This window comes from Nannocystis exedens, from assembly GCF_002343915.1.
In the GTDB taxonomy this organism is placed as follows: domain Bacteria; phylum Myxococcota_A; class Polyangia; order Nannocystales; family Nannocystaceae; genus Nannocystis; species Nannocystis exedens.
The window spans coordinates 6,824,610-6,845,055 of the sequence record NZ_NETK01000001.1 but is presented as its reverse complement, the minus strand read 5'-3'; the positions used below and the strand labels follow the sequence as shown (position 1 = coordinate 6,845,055).

Genomic DNA, 20,446 nt, shown 5'->3' with positions numbered 1-20,446 from the left:
CCTGCCCCGCGTGGTCTCGGGGCATGTTTCAAGGAGCGCGGCGGAGCTCCTGTCCTCGCGCCGGCCTGCTCCTCCTTCGTGCCTGCCCCGCGCGGTCTCGGGGCATGTTTCAAGGAGCGCGGCGGAGCTCCTGTCCTCACGCCGGCCTGCTCCTCCTTCGTGCTTGTCCCGCGTGGTCTCGCGACCTTCCAGGGCGCGGCGTGCCTCGTCTTCGCGCCGGCGCCTGCGCCTCGCTCGTGCCGGGCCCGCGTGGTCTCACGCGCCGGCGGGGCCCCGCGCGGGCGCGGACGTGCGAAGCTCGGCGCGTGCCTGGCCTGCCGCTCTGGACCCGCCTCTGCCCTGTCGATGTGTCGCGCCACCCCGTCGTCGCCGGCGTCGCCGAGCTGCTGGCCGCGCCCGACATCCAGGCGGCGCTGCACGAGGGTCAGCGGGCCGGCACCTACCCCGCCGAGGTCGTCGCCGTGCTGCGGCGGATCGGCGTCGCCCGGCTGTACACCGACGAGGCCGAGGTGTTCCACCTCTGCGGCCTCAACGCGATCGCGGCGGCCGTCGACGGCTCGCTGGCGATCACCCTCGGCGTCAACGCGCTGGCGCTGCTGCCCGTCCACCTCGGCGCCGGCCCCGAGCTGCGCCGGCGAATTTTCAAAAAAATCGCCGACGGCGCGTTCGCGGCGATGCTGCTGACCGAGCTCGATCACGGCTCGAACCTCCTGCGCAACGAGGCCGCCGCGGCGCCCGATCCCGCAGGCGGCTATCGCCTGACCGGCGAGAAGCACCTGATCAACGGCGCCACCCGCCACGACGTGCTGGTCGCGCTGATGCGGACCGCTCGCGGCGGCGCGGTCGCGTTCGGCGACTTCTCGGTGTTCTGCGTCGACCGCGACGACAGCGTCGAGGCCCTGCCGCGCTGGTCGACCTTGCCGGCGCGCGCGGCCGACATCGCCGGGGTCCGGTTCCACGGCACACATGTCCCCGAGGACAGCCTCGTCGGCAAGCTCGGCGACGGCTTCAGCCTGGTCCAGCGCACCCTCACCCTGTCGCGCGGCGGGATCAGCGGGCTCGCGTCCGGCTGCGCCTCGGGGGCGCTGGCGCTGGCGCGCGCCTACGCCCACACCCGCGACGTCTACGGCGCGCCGATCGTCGCCCTCGACGCGATCGCCGATCACCTGGTCGCCCACGCCGAGCTCGACCTCGTCGCCGCGGCGATGGCGGTCAAGGCGGCCGTGGCCGCGAACGCGCTCGGGATCGGCGCGGCCATCTACACCGCCGCGGCCAAGCTGGCCTGCTGCGCGCTGGCCGAGGAGGCGGTCGAGCAGGGCCGGCGGGTCGTCTCGAGCCGGGCGCTGCTGGCCGATCGGCCCTATGAGAAATTCGTCCGCGACGTCACCCTCTACGGCGTGTTCGACGGCACCAGCCACCTGATGCTGACCGACCTGAGCCTGCGTCTGCCGCAGATCGTCAAGGCCCGCGACGAGGTCGAGCCGACGCTGCCGCGCGTGACCGCGATGTTCGCCGCGCCCGCGCGCCCGCTGGCGGCCCTCGGCGACGCCCGGGCGCCCGTGCGCCACCTCGACCTCCCGGCCCACGCGCGCGCGCTCGAGGCGGTCGACGGCGGCGTCGGCTTCACCGCCTTCGTCGCCCTCGCCGACGCCCTCGTGGCGCTCGGCCGCGGCCTGCGCGGGCACAAGGCGTGGAACGACCAGGGCGTCCGCTTCGCCCTCGCCGAGGCGCTCGCCTGGCTCGAGTGCGCGTTCGCGGCGGTCGAGCTGGCCGACCCGCCGCGCCGCGCCGCCGTCGGCGCGCCCGCCTTGCCTTCGGGACAGGCTGTCCCCCGGGACATCCTCGTCGGCGCCCTCGCCGACCTCGGCCTGCGCGCCCGCGCCCGCCTGCTCGAGGTCGCGGCGCTCGCCGGGCTGCCTGTCCCGACGGACATGTCCGAAGTGGAGCGCGACCTCGTGACCGCCCGCGCGGCCGCCCGCCCCGGCGCGCGCGCGTGGGTGCGCACGCAGGCGCTCTGACGGCCTTCCGCGACCCGCGGGTCGTGGTAGGTTCGCGGCCGCGACGATGACGCTGTCCTATCGACTCGAGCGCGAGCTGGCGACCGACACGGCGATCGGCCAGCTGCGATTTTCCCCCGACGGCGAGCGGCTGGCGCTGCTCACGAGCGACAAGAACAACAGCGTGCGGCTGCTGCGGGCGGCCGACCTCGCGCCGGTGCCCGCGCCGCGCTTCATCCGCAACGACCTCGACTTCGCCGGCGACGGCGCGCTGTTCGTCGCCGGCAAGGCCGTCCACCGCCACGAGCTCGGCGAGGCCGGCCCCGGCAAGGCGACGCTGACGATCGAGGGCGAGAAGAAGGGCCTCACGCGGATCGCCGCGGCCCCCGACGGCCGCTGGCTCGCGCTCCACAAGCACCTCGACGCGCTCGAGGTGTGGTACGTCGGCGACCCGACCCCGACCCGACGCGCCACCGTGCGGGCCAGCGCGCTCGTCGACCTCGGCTTCCGCCCCGACAGCGCCCAGCTGTGGTTCACCACTCGCGTCTCGCGTCCGCTCCTGCTGCAGACGATCGACCTCGACCCGACCCGATCGAACCTGCAGCCGACGCCGCAGCAGCCGCTCCCGGCCGTGTTCGTGTACAGCCCCGTGCGCGTCGCCCCGTCCGGCCTCGTCGCCGTGAGCGACGAGCTCGGCGACCTCGTGCGGCTCGAGTGGGGCACCTGGGCGCCGCGCCCGCTCGGCCTGCGCGCGCTGTGGGGCGAGCGGCTGCCCGAGGAGCTCGTCGTCGCGCCCGACGGCAGCCACGTCGCCGCCGTCGCCCGCGACGCCGACGACCGCCTGCGCGTCCGCGCGGCCGCGCTGGCCGGGGACGGCGAGCCGTTCACGTTCCGCCCGGAGGCCCCGGCCAGCGGCCTCGCCCTGGCCCTCACCGCCGGCGGCGCCCGCCTGGCCGTCGCCGCCCGCACGGCCGCGAGCACGCTCTACCTGTTCGCTCGTACATGAACTCGTGGACATGCTCCATCGGGCATGTCCAGGACCTCATGGGACTCGGCCCGGGCCGCGCGGGCGACCCGCCCTCCGGGACATGTCTTTAATCACCCGAGCTCGGGCCCGGGCCGCTCGGCGACCTCGCGGGCGAGCCGGCCGAGCGTGCGGACCGCGTGAGCCAGCAGATCGGACCACGGGTAGCCGCAGCTCATGCGGATGCAGTTGGCGAACCGCGGCTTGGCCGAGAAGATCGGCCCGGGCGCGACGCTGATGCTGTGGGCCAGCGCGCGGGCGTGCAGCTCGAGCGCCGACGTCCCGGGCGGCAGCTCGACCCACAGCACGAAGCCGCCGGCCGGGCGCGACACCCGGGTGCCGGCGGGGAAGTGCTCGGCGATCGCGGCGCTGACCTGCTCGACCTGGGCCTGCAGCTTGCGCCGCATCGCCCGCAGGTGGTGCTCGTAGCCGCCGTTCTCGACGAAGTCGGCGATCGCCAGCTGCGGCAGCGTCGGCGTGGCCACGCTGTTGGCGAACTTGAGCTGCTCGACCTGGTCGCGGAACCGGCCGGGCAGCGCGTAGCCGACGCGGTAGCCGGGCGCCAGCGTCTTGGTGAACGACGAGCACAGCATCACCAGGCCGGCCTCGTCGAACGCCTTGGCCGGGCGCGGCATGGTCTGGCCGAAGTACAGCTCGCCGTAGATGTCGTCCTCGATCAGCGGGATGTCGCGGCGGGCCAGCATCTCGACCAGGCGCTGCTTGGCCGCGTCGCTCATCGACGCCCCGAGCGGCTGGCTGACCACCGGCAGGGTCAGCACCGCCTTGATCTTGTGCAGCGCGATCGCCTCCTCGAGCGCGTCGAGGTCGATCCCGGTGCTCGGCTGGCACGGGATCTCGAGCGCGCGGATCCGCAGGCCCTCGATCAGCTGCAGGAGCCCGAAGTACAGCGGGCTCTCGATCGCCACCGTGTCGCCCGGCTGGGCCACCACCCGCAGGCACAGGCCCAGCGCCTCCATCGCCCCCACGGTCGTCACCACGTCGTCGGCGGTGACGGTGCAGCCGCGTTCGACCGCGCGGCGGGCGATCTGTCGCCGCAGCGCGGGGCAGCCCGGGGGCGGGTCGTACGACACGCCGACGGCCCCGGAGGCGCGGGCGATCCGCGCCAGCGTGGCGTTGAGGCGGTCGGTCGGCAGCAGCTCCGGGCTCGGGGTGGCCGCCCCGAAGGGCACGATGTGCGGGTCGCGAGCGGCGCCGTACACCTTGGCCACCAGGCTCGCCACCGACACCTTCGACGGCGTGGTCGACGTCCGCGGGGCCCGCGGCTCGGGCAGCGCGGCGCAGCGGCGGCGCACGTAGTGGCCCGACTGCGGCCGCGCCTCGATGAGCCCGCTGTCCTCGAGGTGCTGGTAGGCCTGGATCACCGTCGACACGCTGACGCCCTGCTGCTTGCTCAGGCGCCGCACCGACGGCACGCGGTCCCCGGGGCGCAGCGCCCCGCGCTCGATCAGCCCCGCCACGTGCGCGGCCACCCGCTCGTAGAGCAACGCCTGCGCGTCCACGACACCAGCCTACCTCGACGCGGCGGGTGCGACCAGCACAGCCCGGCCCGCGACGGGCCGGCACAGTCTGCAGCGAACCGGAACTGTACCGGTACGATCGCGGCGTTTCTGCATCTGTTACGGTCGGGATCGCCGGCCCATGCTCTGGCCATGGCTTCTCCCTCCGGCGTCTGGATCGCCCCGCCCGTGCGGATCGCCTGGGACCGGGCCGCCGCCGCCGCGGCCCGCCCGGCGCGCGCGAGGCCCCCGCTGCTCGTCGTCGCGGCGATGCTCGCGGTGTACTTCCTGTGGGGCTCGACCTACCTGGCGATCCGCGTCGCCCTCGAGACGATCCCGCCGTTTTCGCTCGGGGCCGCCCGGTTCTTGATCGCCGGCGGCGGCCTCTACGCGGCGCTGCGGCTCTTGGGCGCCCGGCGGCCGACGGCGGCCGAGTGGCGGACCTCGTTCCTCACCGGCGCGCTGCTGTTCGTCGCCGGCAACGGGTTCGTGGTGCTCGGCGAGCAGTGGGTCAGCTCCGGCCTGGTCGCGCTGGTGGTCGGGACCATGCCGCTGTGGGCGGCCCTGTTCGGGCGCGCCGCCGGGCAGCCGCCGACGGTCCGCGAGTGGCTGGGCCTCGGCCTCGGCTTCCTCGGCGTCGCCGTCCTCCAGCTCGGCGGCGAGCTGGCCGGCGCCGGCTTCGGCGCGCTGCTGGTCCTGCTCGCGCCGGTGTGCTGGGCGCTCGGCGTCGTGCTCGGCCGCACCCGCCCGCTGCCGCCCGGGCCGATGGGCGCGGCCACGCAGATGCTGGCCGGCGGCCTGATGATGGCCGTCGTCGCCATGGTGCTCGGCGAGGCCCCGACTGTCCCTTCGGCCAAGTCGCTGGCCGCCGTGGCCCACCTGATCGTCAGCGGCTCGCTGATCGGCTTCACCGCCTACGGCTACCTGCTGCGCCGCACCCGCCCCGCCGTCGCCAACAGCTACGCCTACGTCAACCCGGTGGTCGCCATCGTCCTCGGCGCCGCCCTGGCCGGCGAGCCGGTCGGCCCGATCACCTGGCTGGCGACCGCCGTGATCCTGTCCGGCGTGGTCGTGATCGGCCTCGGCGGCAAGCGCTGAGCCTGTCCCACGGCGCATGTCTCTTCAGACATGCGTCAAGTCCTGCAGGACATGCCCGAAAGAGCATGTCCCGTGACGCGCCTCTCCGGTCAGACCCGCGGCCCGTCGTAGACCTGGACGACCACGCGGAGCTGGCCCGAGTTGTCCTCGTTGTTCGAGTCCCAGTAGTAGAAGCTGAGCGTGCCCTCGGTCAGGATCGTCATGCTCAGGTGGGTGCCGACGCCGAAGAAGGTGGCGCCGCCGTCGAGGCTGCCGACCAGCGCGCCGAACAGGAACGCCTGCGAGCCGCGGCCGAACAGCCCGTAGTCGCCGCCCATGGGGTTGCCGAGGCCGTTCGCGTTCGAGGTGCGGTCGGCCGCGCCGGCGCTCCACGTCTCGTCGGGGTCGACGTGGACCGTCAGGAGCTGCCCCGGCGACAGCGCGATCCCCGTGTCGAGCCCCGTCCCGCCCGAGATGCTGTGCGTCCTCGCGTCGACCGTGAAGCTGCTCTGCGCCATGGACCCGACCCTCCCGCGACCGCGGCTTTGGGCCGGGACCGCGGGAGGGTCAAGCGGCCCGCGCGTCACGCCCGGCGAACGGCGAACGACCGCTGCCACGGCGCCCGCGAGCGGCGGCGCTCCGCCTGTCCTGGGGTGTGCGGGGTCGGCGTGGCGCCGGTTCGGCGCGCGGCCGCGCACGGGTGACATGTCCGAACGGTCAGGTCGCCGATCACGCCGGTCCGGGCGGTCAGGCCGCCGGCGCGGACGTCCGACCTGCTCGAACGGCCAGGTCGCCGCTCACGCCCCGTCTCGCCGTCACGCCGCCTCGTCCGCCAACATTTGAAAGCTGCGGCGGGCCAGCTCGAGGTTGTCGTTGTCCCACGGGTGGAAGCTCGGGCGCAGGTACTCGCGCAGGCCGCGGAGGAACACCCGGCGGATGATCGGCTCGCGCTTCTGCGTCGCCCGCAGCTGCCGGGCGATCTCGCGCAGGCCGAGGCCCTTCTCCTGGCGCAGCAGCATCGTCGCGCCCGCGAACCAGAACGCCCCGAGCAGCGTCGTCGCCAGCGCCATCCCGGCCATCCGCAGGGCGTAGCTCGGGTGGACCTGCTTGAGCACGTCGAAGGCCACCGCCTTGTGCTCGATCTCCTCGGCCGCGTGCCAGCGGAGCAGCCGCTGCATCTTCGGGTGGACCATCTCGAGCGTCCCCTCGCTCGCCAGCGCCCCCTCGGCCAGGATCGCCGTGTAGTGCTCGAGCGCCGCGGTCACCGACAGCCGCAGCGCCGGCGGGCTGATGCGCTCGATGAAGTCGAACGCGACCCGCTTGTACATGCGCAGGAACGTGTCGATGTCGTAGCCCTGGCCGCGCAGCGTCTCGAACACCCGCTCGTGCTCGTGCGCGTGGCGACCCTCTTGCCCGAAGAACCCGCGGATCTGCTCGCGCAGCGCCGGGTCCTCGATCTCGCCCATGTAGTGACGGACGGCGCGGACGAAGAAGCGCTCGCCCATCGGAAAGATCAGGTGCAGCGCGTTGCCGATCGCCGTCGACACCGGCAGCCCTGCCATCCAGTAGCGCGGCATGTCGTTGAGGTCGAAGTCCATCGCACGCGGCTTGATCGGTCCCAGGTCGGCGGGGGCGTGTTGCATCGAGATCCTCCTCTGTCCCCGAGCCTACAGGCTATTGAATCAGAGTCAATAGACCCCGAAACGCGCCTGGGGCGGGTGCTAGGGGGCACCCGCCACGTCGGCGCGCGAACTCGCCCTCAGCGATCGACGAGGTCGTGGAGGATCCACGGGCTCGGCCACAGCGACGGCTCGACGCGCGCGAGGTCGACGGTCGGGTCGATCAGCGGCTGCGGCGTGCGCCCGTTGAGCGACACCAGCGCGACCACGCGGATCTCGATCGCCGGGTGACCGCGGCGGCGCAGGTCGTCGGCGAGGAAGCGGGCGTACTGCAGGATCATCTCCGGCCGGCCGCTCATCTCCTCGCGCTGCCAGCCGGGGAGGCGGCCGGTCAGGTCGATCTTCCACGTCGCGCCGAGATCGGGGTCGGTGGCGAAGAAGCGGACGTAGCCGTCCTTGTCGCGCAGCTTCATGCGCCACGCGAACTTGTGGCCCTCCTCGGTCCAGGCGACGTCGCCCGGGTAGAGCCAGTGGCGCAGCGGGAACAGCAATTGCCAGCCGACGTAGATCGCCAGCGCCGCGAGCGTGGCCCTCTGGGCGCGTCCGAGCTGCGCCGGCGGCGGCGCGAGGATCGGCGGCGGCGACGGGGGCGCGCCGACGCGGGCGGCCACGCGGTTCCGCAGGCGGCGCGGCCAGTCGGGCTCGAAGAAGATCGTCGTCGCCGCGATCATCAGCCACGGGAAGATGCCGATCGAGAACACCGCGGTGTTGATCAGGTGGAAGCACAGCGCCAGCACGTACGCGAGCGCGCGGGTCGGTCGCCAGAGCAGCGCCGGCACCACCAGCAGGTCGAACAGCAGCCCGCCGTAGCTGAAGAAGTAGGGCGCCCACCACTCGCGCAGCAGCGGCCCGGCGATCGGCAGCTCCTCGCGCTGCAGCAGCCACATCCGCATCGGCTCGCCGCGCAGCCAGTCGGGGTTCAGCTTGGCCAGCCCGGCGTAGAAGTACGGGATCCCGACCTGGGCGCGCAGCAGCCACAGCGCCCACGCCGGAGCCGTGTCGGCGCGCAGCCCGGGCCGCAGCCAGGCGTCGACCGACAGCGCGCGGTGGGCCGGGACGAAGATCATCAGGAAGCTGACCAGCGCGATCAGGTAGATGTGATTGAGGTAGAGGCCCTGCTCGACCAAAAACACGTAGGAGATGCCGACGAAGAACGCCGCGGCGGCCAGGCGGTAGCACAGGCCGATCGTGACGCACAGCGCCGCCAGGCCGAGCACGCCGAACACCACGTACATGCCGTCGCCGGCGAGCGGCCGCACCCACTCGAGGCCGTAGAACGTGAAGTGGAACTCCGGCTCGACGTAGAACTCGCCGACGTCGGGCAGGTCGGTCCACACCTCGACGAACATCAAGAGGCCGAACAGGACGCGGAAGCAGGCCAGCGAGGCGATGTCGACGGTGGCGAACAGCCGGCGCGCCAGCGAGGCGCGCGGGGCGTCGAGCGTTGCAGCGGTGAATGGCATGACCGGCGGCATAGCGCCGATCGGCGGCGATGCAGCCCGCCCGCTCCCGGCCCGCCCACGCGCGCGCACGGCCGCCGCCGCGGCGCCGAGCGAGGGCCCGGCGGGGCCGCCACGCGAGCGGGCGTCCGGTCCATGGACGCTCGCCGGGTCCCGTGATTCGCGACTGAGCTCGCTTGATGCTCCGCTCGACCCGAAGCATAGACGCGTACCTGTGTTGCCACTGGCAAATGGCGTGGAGGAGTTGTCATGCGAATGAGAATCACCGAGTACACCTGGATTCATACGAGCATCTTCGCGCTCGCGACCGCGTTCGTCACGAGCGCGTGTGACGAGGCGGAGGCGATCGACGAGGAGGACCTCGCCGTCGAGTCGATCGACGAGGAGGAGCCCGAGGCGGCGCCGGTCGACGGCCTGGCGGTCGACGAGCTGACCGACGTCGACGCCGAGGCCGAGGAGGAGGTCAGCGCCGACGACGAACGGCGCCGCCGCTGGGACGACGACGACGGGTGGGGCCGACGCCGCCGCCGCCACGACGATGACGGGTGGGGCCGTCGCCGCCGCCACGACGACGACGGGTGGGGCCGTCGCCGCCGCCACGACGACGACGGTTGGGGCCGTCACTGGTAAGTCGCATTCGCCGGCCGACCGCGTCGCCGCGACCTTTCGGCGCGGGCGCGGCCGGCCGTCGCTCCGTCGTCGGAGTCCGCCATGACCCTTAGACGTCGCCTACTCTTGCTCGCGGCCGTCGCCGCCCACCTCGTGCTCGTCGTGCTCGGCGGGCTGGGGATCTGCCTGTGGAGCGCCGGGCCGCTCGGACCGCTCCTCACCTACTACGGCGCGCTGACCGGGGCCGACAACGGCTACGGCTTCTACGCGCCCTCGGTCGGCGACCCGCCGACGCTCACGCTCACGCTCGTCGACGACGCCGGTCGCACCAGCCCCGCCCGCCTCACGCCGGGCATCACCCGCGAGGCCGACATCCGCGTCGAGGACCTGATCGAAGTGTTCCACGATCGCCGCAGCGACGACGCCGTGCGCGCTCGCCTGGCCGCCTCGTGGGCCGCGAACCTGTTCGCGCGCCACCCCGAGGCCCGCAGCGTCACCGTCGACATGGGCTTTCACCGCGTGCCCTCGCTGGCTGGCGCCGCCCGCGGCGCCAGGGCCCGCTGGCGCTCGGTCTACCGCGCCCGCGTCGTCCGCCCGTCGCCCGCGGACGCAGCCGGAGGTGCGCCGTGAAGGCCCGGCTGCGCGCGGTCGCCGGCGCGATCGATCGCTTCTTCTTCGCCCCCGCTCGCCCGGCCCCGCTGGTGGCCCTGCGGATCGGCCTCGCCGCGGTGCTGCTGGCCCAGGCGCTGCAGATCGCCCCGCTCTTCCACGAGCTGTACCACCACCGCGGCCTGCTCCGCGGCCCGCTCATGGACGCGTTCGGGTCGCGGCATTTGCCGGCGCTCGGCGAGCTGTTCGCCACGCCGTTCGAATCGCAGGTGCTCGTCGTTCTCGGCGCGCTCTACGTCGCCAGCCTGGTCGGCATGCTGCTCGGCTGGCGCACCCGCCTGTCGACCGGCGCCGCCTGGCTGCTGCACCTCGTGTTCATGCGCCTGGCGCCGCACACCAATTACGGCGCCGACGACTTCGCCAACATCTTCCTGTTCTATTCGACGGTGGCCCCCGGCGGCGCCTTCCTGTCGCTCGATCGCCGGGCCGGCCGGGCCGGCGACGGCGCGACCGCGGGCACGCGCCTGGCGATCCGGGTGATGCAGATCCACCTCTGCATCGCCTATCTGCTGTCCGGAGTGGAGAAGGCGACCGGCGAGCAGTGGCGCGACGGCGAGGCGATCTGGCGCTCGCTCGTGGCGCAGGGCTACGCGCTGTTCGACTTCACCTGGCTGGCCCAGGTGCCGTGGCTGCCGACCGCGGCCGGCTGGCTGGTGCTGGTCGTCGAGACCGGCTACGCGGTGTTCATCTGGCCGGCGGTCACACGCCGGTGGTGGGTCGCCGCGGTCGCGGCGATGCACGCGGGCATCGGGGTGTTCATGGGCCTCCACGTGTTCGCGGCGGTCATGATCGTCCTGACCGTGGCGATGTTCGGGGTCAGCGCGGAGCCCGCTGTGACCGCCCGGAAACAATGCGAGGACGGTCGCGACTTCTTGTCCGCCGGGGGTGCGTCTTCGGGTACGGTAGACCGTGGCCAAGGCGCCCCGCCGCAGCGAACCGGATGAGGCGCGCGAACGCGCGCGCCTGCAAGTCGACGAACGGCGGGCCCAGCTCGTCGAGCTGGGCCTGCGGCTGTTCAGCGAGCGCAGCTACGACGAGCTCTCGATCGACGACATCGCCAGCGCGGCCGGCATCTCGAAGGGGCTCCTCTATCACTACTTCTCGAGCAAGCGCGACTTCTACGCCGCGACCGTGCGCAGCGCCGCCGAATCGCTGCTTTCGCGCACCGACCCGGCCGGCGACGGCCCCGACCCCGAGGCGCTGCTGGCCGCGCTCGACCAGTACCTGCTGTTCGCCGAGGAGCACGCCAGCGCCTACGTCGCGCTGATGCGCAGCGGCGTCGGTCACGACGCCGAGGTCGCGGCGATCGTCGAGGACACCCGCGCGCGCTTCGTCGCCCGCCTGGCCGGCCGCCTCGGCCTGGCCGAGCTGACCCCGCGCGTGCGCCTGGCGCTGCGCGGGTGGGTCGGCTTCGTCGAGGGCTCGAGCCTCGACTGGCTGGCGCGGCGCGACCTCCCGCGCGAGGAGCTGCGCGACCTGCTGGCGCAGATGCTGCTCGCCACGCTGATGGCCGTCGACGCCGCGCCGCCCACGGCCGCGTGACCGCAGGCGGCGCGCCCTATGATCATAGGCGAATAAAACGCAGGCCCGACGGGGACGAGCCGGAGCCGGCCCCCGCCGGACCTGCCGCGGGCGCGTGACGCATCGTCGTCTCGGTCACGCTCCCCGCACCATCAATCGCGCTCGCCGAAGCACCAGTCATCGAGCCCGCCGCGGCCGCGGCAGTGCTTGTAGGCGCGTCGCTCGCAGTAATCGCGGTTGCCGCGGATCTTGATCCGATCGGTCACCGCCCGGTAGCGACGGCCGCGCTCGCAACGGGCGAGGCAGTAGCCGCGCCGGTGGTGGTCGTCGTCGTAACACTCCCACCGCTCGCTCTCGCTGGGGTCGACCTCGTCGGTGAGGTCGAACTCGTCGGTCGACACGTCGCCCGCCTGGGTGGCCGCCTCGTCGGCGATTTCCTCGACCGGCCGCTCGGGCGCCGCCAGAGCGGCCCACGCGCTGAACAGTACATTGAAGATCATCATGGCACGTCTCCTCTCACTATCGATTGTCCGTCCCCACGCGCGACGTGGCCCCGGCGCAAACAAATGCGACGGGGTGCAGAGAACCATGAGCCCGGTCCGCGGCGGCGTCGAGCAGGCTCTGCCGCGAAATTATGCGCCGCGCGGGCCGCCCGCGGCGGGCGGACGACAGTATGTTGATATGCCCTTTAGGACATCTATGACGAAAAGCGCGGGTCCGCGCAATGACCCGGCGTCAGCGCTCGCGGTCGCGCCGCGCCAGCACCACCGCCGCGAAGCCGACGCACAGCGCCGTGTACGCCAGGAGCACGCCCCAGACCTCGAACACGTGCGCGGTCGAGGGGTCGTAATCGACGGTCGGGTAGACCGGGCAGCTCAGCGGGTTGCCGGGGATCGTGCAGGCCGCGAAGTCCCGCGGCGGCTGCAGGTGCGCCAGCGACCCGAACGCCTCCATCGCCCAGCGCGCGCTGGTGACGTACGACAGCGGCGCGAGCCCGGCCGGCAGCGACACCAGCGCCAGCGCCAGCAAGAGCTGCGGCACCAGCACCAGCGGCACCACGCTCATCGCCCGGTCCGACGTCCGCGAGGTGCTCGACAAAAGCAGCCCCATGCCGAGCCCCGACAACGAGCTCAAGAAGGTCGTGACCAGCATGCTGCCGAAGAACCCGAGCCCGGCCACCCCGCGCACCACCGACACCGGGCCCTCCGCGGTGAAGGTCGTCACCGCCGCCGAGAAGTCGACCTTCAGCGCCAGCACCGACAGCAGCACGACCGACTGCACCAGACACACCGCCGCCAGCACCACGAACTTCGCCAGCAGGTACGGCCCGATCCGCAGGTTCGCCAGCCGCTCGCGGCGGTAGATCGCTCGCTCCTTCGTCAGCTCGCGCGCCGAGCACAAGATCCCGCACCACACCGCCACCAGCGCGACGAGGAACAGCACCAGCCGCCCGTGCGAGCTCTGCAGGTCCTGCAGCGCGCTTGGGCGGGCGACCAGCACGAGGATCGCGCCGATGATCGGCGCCTGCAGCAGCAAGGTCGCCAGGTTGCGCCGGTCGACCGCGAGCAGCCGCACGTTGCGGCGGACCAGGATCAGCCACTGCTGCCACGCCGACGCCTTCGCCGCCTCCGGCCGGTCCTCCGGCGCGGTGCCGCCGACCTTCATCGAGGTCATCGACATCGACGCCCGGCTCTGCGCGCTGTGCGGCTTGTTCGACTTGACCGCCGGCCCGCGCGTCTCGCCGGCCAGCCGCTCGACGATGTAGCGCGTGCGGGCGTCCGAGCGGCGGAACCGCAGCTCCCACAGCTCGGCCAGCGTCGGCTCGCCGCGCTCGTGGGCCTCGCGCCAGCGGGCGTACTCGGTCCGCAGCTCGCCGAGCACCAGCGGGTGCGACTCGTGGGCGTCGCCGTCGACCTTGGTGTAGATGTCGGCGAAGTCGCCGCTGCGCACCCCGAAGTGCTGCAGCGCCTCGGCCGGCGGCCCGAACCACACCAGCCGCCCGTCGGCCATGAACGCGATGTGGTCGCACTGATGGATGTTGGCCGTCGCGTGCGTGACCATCACGATCGTGCGCCCCGCGTCGGCCAGGCGGCGCAGCGTGTACATCAGCCGCTTCTCGAGGCCCGGGTCGAGCCCCGAGGTCGGCTCGTCGAGGAAGAACAGGCTCGGGTCGGCCAGCAGCTCGGCCGCGATCGAGACCCGCTTGCGCTGCCCGCCCGACAGCTCGCTGATGCGGGTGGTGCGGCGGTCTTCGATGTCGACGTCGGCCAGCACCCGCTCGACCCGCGCCGCGATCTCGGCGTCACCTGTATCTTCGGGCAGGCGCAGCTGGGCCGTGAAGCGCAGCGCCTCGTCGACCGTGAGCGTCTGGTGGAGGATGTCGCTCTGCGGGACGTAGCCGATCTGGCCGCGGTAGGCGTCGAAGTTGGCGTAGTAGTCGTCGCCGTTGACCAGCACGTCGCCCTCGCTGGCCCGGCTGAAGCCCGACAGCGCGCCGAGCAGCGTCGACTTGCCCGCCCCCGAGCCGCCGACGATCGCCACGAACTCGCGCGGCTGGATCGCCAGCGACACGCGGTCGAGGATCACCTTGCCGCCGCCGACCCGCCGCACCAGCCGCCGCGCCTTGAGCTCGATCGCCCCGCGGTGGTCGTACGAATCGAGCGAGCGCCCGTCGTAGACCAGCTTGAACGGCCCCACCTGGATGATGTCGCCGCGCGCCAGCTTCTTGCTGATCTGGACCCGCTCGCCGTTGACGAAGGTGCCGTTGGCGCTGCCGAGGTCGCGCACCTCGTGGCCGTCGGGCAGCGCCCGCACCGTCGCGTGCCGCCGCGACACCAGGAGGCTCGCCAGCGTCAGCTCGCAGCCCTCGCGCCCGATCGTCACCTCCGGCTGGTCGAGGCGGCAGCGCGGCACCGACTCGTCCGGCGGCGCCATCGTCCGCGCCAGCCGCTGGTAGGTGATCGTGACGAAGCTGCCGGTGTACGGGTCGCCGACGCGCAGCACGTCGCCGTGGCGCAGCTCGTGCTCGGACACCTGGTGCCCGTTGAACATCAGGCTGCACGGCCCGCCGAGGTCACGGACGCGATAGCCGTCGCCGACGCCGGTCGGCTCGAACCGCAGCTGGTGCGCCGCGACGAACTCGGCCTTGACGACGATGCGGTTGTCGTCGGCGCGACCGAGGCGGAACGGCTTGCCGTCGAGCGGGTACGGCACCTCGCGCTTGTTGGGCTCGCGCACCACCAGGCGCGACGCCTGCAGCCGCACGGCCCAGGTCACTTCCGGCGACGGCTCGTCGCTGTCCGGCGTCAGGTCCACGCAGGCCTTGGATTCGCAGGATCCTGCCGGCGCCCGCGAATGTCAACGTTTCTGGGCAATTTCCCCACGATGTGTATGCTTGAGGCATGACCACGAGGACCCAGATCTGTCAGACCCTGTCCCGCCTGCAGGCCCGGTGGGCCGTGAGGCATGTTCCTCGCGGGCTCCTCCTCGGCGGCGCGCTCCTCGTCGCCTGCGACGACTCCGCCGAGCAGCGTAAACCAGGCCCGACGCCGGCGGTCCCGGCGGTCGACCGCAGCACGGAGACGCCGCCCGCCGAGCCCAAGCCCAAGCGTCCGGCCACCGGCTCTGACACGCCGAGCACCCCGCCCGTCACCAGCCCGCCGCCCGCCACCGGCTCGCCCACCGACGTCGCCGCGATCGTCCGCACCTACAGCGGCTGTTACACCGACTGCGTGTCCGAGAAGAAGGCGACCAACCGCGAGACCTGCAAGCTCACCTGCGACGACGCCGCCGAGGCCGCGATCGAGAGCATGCCCGGCGGGCCCTCGAAGGAGAAATTCAAGGCCGCGGCCGCCAGCTTCACCGGCTGCGTCAACTCCTGCTTCGCCGACAAGAGCCTGAACTCGACCAACCGCGCCACCTGCGTACTGACCTGCCAGGACGCCGCCGAGGTCGCAGCCCTCGGCAAGTAATCGCCGGTGCACCGCGCTCAAAACCGCGCCATCACCCCCAACCCGGTCGGCAGCACCCGCGCGCTCCGGGCCGGCCGCGGCGCGCGGTTTCGCACCAGCGCGACGATCCCCAGCGTCACCAGCACCGCCCCCGACACCGCCAGCGCCGCCCCGCCCCAGCCGGTGTTGTAGAGCCAGCGACAGTCGCCGTCGGCGTCGATTTCGGCCCCGGTGCAGCGCCTCTTGAACGGCGCGTCGTCGAGCGCGAGCAAGGCCACCCCGGCCCCGAACAACGCCAGCCCGCCGCCGAGCGCCGCGCCGCCGAGCGCCCGCCGGCGCGGGTTGCCCGGCGTGCGCTGCAGCTCGATCACCACGTCCTCGCGGGCGCCGGCGACGAACGTCAGCTCGCGCTCCTCGGTGATGTAGCCCGGCATGGTCACCCGGATCTTCCGCGCCCCGGCGAGCAGCGGCCGCTCGAGCGGGGTCTTGCCGACGACCTCGCCGTCGACGTGGACCAGCGCGCCGCTCGGCCGGGTGTCGAGCACCAGCACCGGCGGCCCCTGCCCGAGCGCCGCCAGCCGCGTCTGCAGCAGCGCGCCCTGTGAATCGAGAAGATCGGCGACCTCGCCGACGCCGCAGATCTCGCACGTCTCCTGCGACTTGAAGATCACCGCGCCGGAGCCCGCGTCGACCAGCTCCAGCTCGAGCAGGAAGTCGCGGCTCTTCACCGTGATGCCGGTGCGCACCACATGAGTCGCGCCCGCCTCGCGCAGCGCGTCGAGGCACGCCTGCCGGACGCAACCAGGCTCGCCGACGCGGTCGGCCACGTCCTGCTCGACCAGCGTGAAGCTCCCGCGCATCAGCCCGCGCCGCAGCCCCGCGACCCAACCCTTGCGCGTCGCCTCGTCGACCTGGCCCTCGACCCGCAGCGGCGCCACGGCGATCCGGACCGACTCGGCCTGTGTCGCCGCGCCCCCGGACGGCGCGGCCCACACGACCCCGGCGGGCGGCATCGCCAGCAGCCACCCGAGAAGCACGCAAAGCGGGACCCGCACCCCGCTACCCTAGCACCAACGCCCTCGGCCCAGGGCCTCCCGGGGCGCGCGCGCACCGCGCGGAACCGCGCACCGCGGCACTCGCCCCTTGTCGCGCCCCCCATGGCCGCCCACACTCGAGGCGCCCGCCCGGATGCCCGCGCCGCCCCGAGACCTGATCCCGGCCCCGCTCGTGCCCGCCCCGCCGCGCGGCCCCGCGGGGCTCACCACCGCCGGCGACGCCTGGACGATCTCGTTCGACGACCCGGCCCCCAAGGCCCGCGTCGACGACCGCGCCGTCACGCGCAAGGACCACATCGGCGACGAGCCGCCGGCCGTCCGCCACGACGACCGCGCCATCACTCGCAAGGAGCCGACCGGCCCCGAGCACGCGCCCGGCCGCCCCGACGCCATCACCCGCCGCGAGCCGAGCATGCCCCAAGAGCTCGCGCCCGGCCGTCCCGACGCCATCACCCGCAAGGAGCCGAGCGGGTTCGACGAGCTCGACAAGAACCGCCCGCTCATGCGCCCGCTCGCCGGCAAGACCGGCCGCCCCGTCGCCGCCAGCGGCCGGATCTCCACGCGCAGCAGCAGCTCGCAGGTCAACGCCGAGGGCAAGCAGGTCCGCCTGCTCCCCGGCCGTCGCGTCCCCGGCACGCGCTACCGCCTGATCCGCTGGCTCGGCGAGGGCGGCATGGGCGTCGTCTACGAGGCCGAGCACGAGGACATCGAGCGCCGCGTGGCGCTCAAGATCCTCCGCCACGAGGCCAGCGAGGACCCGCAGCAGGCGGCCCACTTCCGCGACGAGGCCCGCGCCGCCAGCCGGATCGGCTCGCCCAACATCGTCGAGATCTTCGACTTCGGCGAGCTGCCCGACGGCCGCCTGATGTTCGCGATGGAGCTGCTGAACGGCCACGGCCTCGACAGCGAGCTCGACAAGTGTCCGATGGACCAGGCGCGGATGATCGGGATCCTGCGCCAGGTGTGCAAGGGCCTGGCGGCGGCGCACGAGGTCGGGATCATCCACCGCGACGTCAAGCCCGACAACATCATCCTCGTCAGCCACAACGGCAAGGCGGATTGGGTCAAGGTCGTCGACTTCGGCATCGCCACCGTCCACGCCGAGACCGACGCCGGGGCCGCCGGCACGCCGCACTACATGGCGCCCGAGCAGGTGCTCGGCCAGAGCTTCGACGGCCGCCTCGACATGTACTCGTTCGGCTGCACCGCCTACGAGCTGCTGGTCGGCAAGCCGCCGTTCGTCGCGCCGACGATCGAGGAGATCCTCGAGAACCAGCTGACGCAGACGCCGACGCCGCCGTCGGAGCTGTGCCCGCCGGGCGCGGTCCACCCCGCGCTCGAGGCGGTGATCATGCGCTGCCTCGAGAAGGAGCCGGCGAGGCGCTACCGCGACATGCGGGACGTCGAGGCCGCGCTGTGCGAGGCCCAGATCGCCGCCGGCCTGCACACCGCCTACGACGACCTGCCGCTGCCCGACGTCGAACCCGACCGCTACGAGCGGCTGCGCCGGGACATGCCGCAGCCCGGCGTGATCAAGCAGCGCCGCCGGTGGTTGTGGCCGGCGATCGCCGGGGCCAGCACCCTGCTCGCGCTGCTGCTCGCGCTGGCGCTGTGGAACATGCGCCGGCTGCCGGCGCCCGAGGAGCAGTTGGTCGTCGACAACCTCGTCAACGAGGCGCGAGCCGCCGGCGCGCGGGCCCACTGGGTCTACCCGCCGGAGGAGGAGCCCGAGCTCACCGCGCTGCTGAAGATCCGCGCGCTCGAGGAGCTGCGCGGCGGGGCCCGCACGCTGGCCCGCGGCAAGGCCACCGAGCTGCGCGAGGAGTTCGCGCAGACGCTGGTCCGCCTCGGCGACCAGTACTGGGACATGGACGGCGGCAAGCCGTTCGCCCGCGACTACTACATCCAGGCGGTCCTGTTCGACCCGGGCGACGTCCGCGCCCGCGAGCGCTCCGGCGTGACCCCGGGCTTCCTCTCCGACCTCGAGGAGCGGGCCCTGAGCGGCGGCTTCACCCAGGCCGAGCTGCGCAACACCGGCGTGCTGGTGGCCCTCGCCGAGCAGGACACCGCCAAGCGCGACCAGGCGCTGCTCGAGCTCGTCGACGAGGAGGACAGCACGTCGCTGGTGATCGCCGCCTCGGCCGAGAAGCTGGTCCAGTCGACGCAGGCGCGGCCGAAGGGGCGCCGCCCCAACGACCCGACGCCCGAGGCGCCCGCGAGCGAGCCCGGCTCGCCGCCGCCGACCACCGCCGCCGAGGCCGAGCCCGGCCCGCAGGCCCCCGGCAAGCCGGCCGCGAGCAGCAAGCGCGACAGCAAGCAGTCGACCGCGCTGGCCCAGGACGCCCGCGCAGCCCTGGCGAGCGGCGACCGCAAGCGCGCCGAGACCCTGTTCCACCAGGCCCTCGCGTCCGACAACCGCAACGCGGTGGCGCTGATCGGCCTGTCCGACCTCGAGTTCGACAAGGGCGCCCACCAGCGCGCCGCCGACTACGCCGAGAAGGCGATCGCAGCGGCGCCCAAGACCGCCCTCTACCACCTCAAGCTCGGCGACGCCTATTTCAAGCTGCTCCGCTACGCCGACGCCCGCCGCGCCTACGAAAAGGCCAGGGAGCTCGGCTCGCGCGACGCCGACGAGCGCCTGACCCGGCTCAAGGCCAAGCTCGGCAAGTAAGCATGGCCTCGAGGGAATGCCTGAAAGGACATGTCCTCGGCGGTATGCCTCAAAGGACATGCCCTTTCGGGCATGTCCTACGCATCCACGGTCGACGGCGGCATCGCCCCGCCGGGCGGCGAGGACCGTCGCCGCCGGCGGCCGACTCACGCGGTCCCGGGTCGACTGTCGCTCGGTCGCTTCATGGAACTCACACCGGAATCGCGACAGCGATCCGATGGGCTGCACAGCCAAGAGCGCGCCGGTGAAGCGTGGACGCGCGCCGTCTCCGGGCCGCGACGTGGCCGCCGGGGCGCCCGCGCGTCAGCCCGTCTTGACCCGCCGGATCAGCATCACGAAGCTCTCCGTCGAGTGGCAGCAGTCGTTGTAGATCGCGCTCTCGACGTCGATGGCGAAGCTCTCGGCCGCGTCGATGGCGAGCGCCCCGCGGTGGCCGGAGAACAGGCTCAAGGACTGATCGGCGAGCGTGAAGTCGAGCTGGTAGGACCGGGCCGACATGTCGTTGACCACGGGCCCGCAGGCGGTCGCCAGCTCGACGGCGATCGGCGCGAACAGCTCGGGGATCAGCCCGCCGACGCGCGGCGCGACCCCGGCGGCCAGCAACGCGTCGTCGGCCCCCCGCAGCTCGAGCTGCTTCTCCGAATAGACCTCGAAGTTCTCCGACCGCGAGGCGAGCTGCACGCTGTCGCCCGCCGCCCACGCGACCTCGCCCTCGGGCGCGACCGGCAGGCTCACGATCACGGCCCGCGGCGTGCCGTCCTCGTCGCAGAGCATGCGGGTGACCGACCGGCCCGCCTCGGTCCCCACCTCGTCGACGATGCAGGGCAGCGCGATGTCGTGCAGATCCGAGGAGCCGTCGATCTCCACCTCGAAGTCCGCCGACACAGCCGGGTCGGTCTCCGCGCACTCCGCCGGCAGCGCGCCCTCGGTCTCGCCCGCCGTCGGCTCGCCGCCCGTCTCGGTCGGCGCTCCCTCGGTCGGTGACCCCGCGGTCGCGCCTTCCGTCGCCCCCTCCGTCGCGCCCTCCGTCGCCTCGGGCTCCGTCTGCGACGACCCGTCCTTCGCCGTCGAGCACGCCAGCGCTCCGCACCACAACCCCGTGCACATCCAAACCTTCAAGCCCCGTAACGCGATCATGCCGGCGGCATAGCACACGACCGGGCCGCAAAAGGCTCGCAGCCCCTCGCAACGCGGGTTCGCGCGAACAAACCGCACCC

17 protein-coding genes are annotated in these 20,446 nt (G+C 73.2%); 9 read left to right on the top strand and 8 right to left on the bottom strand.

What is annotated here, in order from left to right; genetic code table 11:
• Positions 1-347: 347 nt before the first annotated feature.
• Complete coding sequence (locus NAEX_RS26905) at positions 348-2,018, top strand: acyl-CoA dehydrogenase family protein (protein WP_143825631.1); 1,671 nt, start codon at positions 348-350, stop codon at positions 2,016-2,018.
• Between the two features lie 46 nt (positions 2,019-2,064).
• Entirely contained in the window at positions 2,065-3,003 is a 939-nt protein-coding gene (locus NAEX_RS26900; protein WP_096330343.1) for a WD40 repeat domain-containing protein, read from the top strand.
• Between the two features lie 92 nt (positions 3,004-3,095).
• Here NAEX_RS26900 and NAEX_RS26895 read toward each other — a convergent pair whose 3' ends face one another.
• Positions 3,096-4,541: an aminotransferase-like domain-containing protein gene (locus NAEX_RS26895; RefSeq protein ID WP_096330342.1), complete on the bottom strand. Its 1,446-nt coding sequence runs from the start codon at positions 4,539-4,541 to the stop codon at positions 3,096-3,098.
• A 150-nt stretch (positions 4,542-4,691) separates the two neighbouring features.
• Here NAEX_RS26895 and yedA point away from each other — a divergent pair, with 150 nt between their 5' ends.
• On the top strand, positions 4,692-5,636 hold the full coding sequence (gene yedA, locus NAEX_RS26890; protein ID WP_096330341.1) for a drug/metabolite exporter YedA: 945 nt from the start codon (positions 4,692-4,694) through the stop codon (positions 5,634-5,636).
• Positions 5,637-5,725: 89 nt separating this feature from the next.
• Here the strand turns inward: yedA and NAEX_RS26885 are convergent, their stop codons facing one another.
• From NAEX_RS26885 to NAEX_RS26875, 3 genes are all read right to left on the bottom strand, one after another.
• Positions 5,726-6,133 (bottom strand): hypothetical protein, encoded by a 408-nt coding sequence (locus NAEX_RS26885; RefSeq protein WP_096330340.1) that lies wholly within the window; start codon positions 6,131-6,133, stop codon positions 5,726-5,728.
• A 297-nt stretch (positions 6,134-6,430) separates the two neighbouring features.
• Positions 6,431-7,258: a metal-dependent hydrolase gene (locus tag NAEX_RS26880; RefSeq protein WP_096330339.1), complete on the bottom strand. Its 828-nt coding sequence runs from the start codon at positions 7,256-7,258 to the stop codon at positions 6,431-6,433.
• A gap of 116 nt (positions 7,259-7,374) precedes the next feature.
• Positions 7,375-8,757, bottom strand: a complete 1,383-nt coding sequence (locus NAEX_RS26875) for an HTTM domain-containing protein (RefSeq protein ID WP_096333745.1) — start codon at positions 8,755-8,757, stop codon at positions 7,375-7,377.
• A gap of 246 nt (positions 8,758-9,003) precedes the next feature.
• On the opposite strand from NAEX_RS26875, the gene NAEX_RS26870 reads away from it, so the two are divergent.
• From NAEX_RS26870 to NAEX_RS26855, 4 genes are all read left to right on the top strand, one after another.
• Entirely contained in the window at positions 9,004-9,384 is a 381-nt protein-coding gene (locus NAEX_RS26870; RefSeq protein ID WP_143825630.1) for a hypothetical protein, read from the top strand.
• An 81-nt stretch (positions 9,385-9,465) separates the two neighbouring features.
• Positions 9,466-9,993 (top strand): hypothetical protein, encoded by a 528-nt coding sequence (locus tag NAEX_RS26865; protein WP_143825629.1) that lies wholly within the window; start codon positions 9,466-9,468, stop codon positions 9,991-9,993.
• A complete protein-coding gene (locus NAEX_RS26860; protein WP_096330336.1) occupies positions 9,990-10,976 on the top strand; it encodes an HTTM domain-containing protein in 987 nt (328 codons plus the stop codon). The genes NAEX_RS26865 and NAEX_RS26860 overlap by 4 nt, the downstream gene beginning before the upstream one ends.
• Positions 10,942-11,574, top strand: a complete 633-nt coding sequence (locus tag NAEX_RS26855; protein WP_096330335.1) for a TetR/AcrR family transcriptional regulator — start codon at positions 10,942-10,944, stop codon at positions 11,572-11,574. Before NAEX_RS26860 ends, NAEX_RS26855 begins: the two co-directional genes overlap by 35 nt.
• A gap of 131 nt (positions 11,575-11,705) precedes the next feature.
• On the opposite strand, the gene NAEX_RS26850 is transcribed toward NAEX_RS26855, so the two are convergent.
• Together NAEX_RS26850 and NAEX_RS26845 are read right to left on the bottom strand one after the other, a co-directional pair.
• Entirely contained in the window at positions 11,706-12,056 is a 351-nt protein-coding gene (locus tag NAEX_RS26850; RefSeq protein WP_096330334.1) for a hypothetical protein, read from the bottom strand.
• Between the two features lie 232 nt (positions 12,057-12,288).
• The gene (locus NAEX_RS26845; protein WP_096330333.1) at positions 12,289-14,868 is read right to left on the bottom strand and encodes an ATP-binding cassette domain-containing protein; all 2,580 of its coding nucleotides are present in this window, start codon (positions 14,866-14,868) and stop codon (positions 12,289-12,291) included.
• Positions 14,869-14,954: 86 nt separating this feature from the next.
• On the opposite strand from NAEX_RS26845, the gene NAEX_RS26840 reads away from it, so the two are divergent.
• The gene (locus NAEX_RS26840) at positions 14,955-15,524 is read left to right on the top strand and encodes a hypothetical protein (RefSeq protein ID WP_096330332.1); all 570 of its coding nucleotides are present in this window, start codon (positions 14,955-14,957) and stop codon (positions 15,522-15,524) included.
• A gap of 17 nt (positions 15,525-15,541) precedes the next feature.
• Here the strand turns inward: NAEX_RS26840 and NAEX_RS26835 are convergent, their stop codons facing one another.
• Positions 15,542-16,558, bottom strand: a complete 1,017-nt coding sequence (locus NAEX_RS26835; protein ID WP_096330331.1) for a PEGA domain-containing protein — start codon at positions 16,556-16,558, stop codon at positions 15,542-15,544.
• Positions 16,559-16,730: 172 nt separating this feature from the next.
• Here NAEX_RS26835 and NAEX_RS26830 point away from each other — a divergent pair, with 172 nt between their 5' ends.
• Positions 16,731-19,229, top strand: coding sequence for a serine/threonine-protein kinase (locus NAEX_RS26830; protein ID WP_170136032.1), 2,499 nt, complete (start codon positions 16,731-16,733; stop codon positions 19,227-19,229).
• Positions 19,230-19,532: 303 nt separating this feature from the next.
• Here the strand turns inward: NAEX_RS26830 and NAEX_RS26825 are convergent, their stop codons facing one another.
• Complete coding sequence (locus NAEX_RS26825; RefSeq protein WP_143140322.1) at positions 19,533-20,366, bottom strand: hypothetical protein; 834 nt, start codon at positions 20,364-20,366, stop codon at positions 19,533-19,535.
• Positions 20,367-20,446 lie beyond the last annotated feature (80 nt).

What these genes read in the sequence shown, in the direction of transcription:
- NAEX_RS26900 (WP_096330343.1), top strand. Translation starts at nt 2,065, where the DNA reads ATGACGCTGTCCTATCGACTCGAGCGCGAGCTGGCGACCGACACGGCG.
- yedA (WP_096330341.1), top strand. Translation starts at nt 4,692, where the DNA reads ATGGCTTCTCCCTCCGGCGTCTGGATCGCCCCGCCCGTGCGGATCGCC.
- NAEX_RS26885 (WP_096330340.1), bottom strand. Translation starts at nt 6,133, where the DNA reads ATGGCGCAGAGCAGCTTCACGGTCGACGCGAGGACGCACAGCATCTCG.
- NAEX_RS26880 (WP_096330339.1), bottom strand. Translation starts at nt 7,258, where the DNA reads ATGCAACACGCCCCCGCCGACCTGGGACCGATCAAGCCGCGTGCGATG.
- NAEX_RS26875 (WP_096333745.1), bottom strand. Translation starts at nt 8,757, where the DNA reads ATGCCATTCACCGCTGCAACGCTCGACGCCCCGCGCGCCTCGCTGGCG.
- NAEX_RS26870 (WP_143825630.1), top strand. Translation starts at nt 9,004, where the DNA reads ATGCGAATGAGAATCACCGAGTACACCTGGATTCATACGAGCATCTTC.
- NAEX_RS26865 (WP_143825629.1), top strand. Translation starts at nt 9,466, where the DNA reads ATGACCCTTAGACGTCGCCTACTCTTGCTCGCGGCCGTCGCCGCCCAC.
- NAEX_RS26850 (WP_096330334.1), bottom strand. Translation starts at nt 12,056, where the DNA reads ATGATGATCTTCAATGTACTGTTCAGCGCGTGGGCCGCTCTGGCGGCG.
- NAEX_RS26840 (WP_096330332.1), top strand. Translation starts at nt 14,955, where the DNA reads ATGACCACGAGGACCCAGATCTGTCAGACCCTGTCCCGCCTGCAGGCC.
- NAEX_RS26825 (WP_143140322.1), bottom strand. Translation starts at nt 20,366, where the DNA reads ATGATCGCGTTACGGGGCTTGAAGGTTTGGATGTGCACGGGGTTGTGG.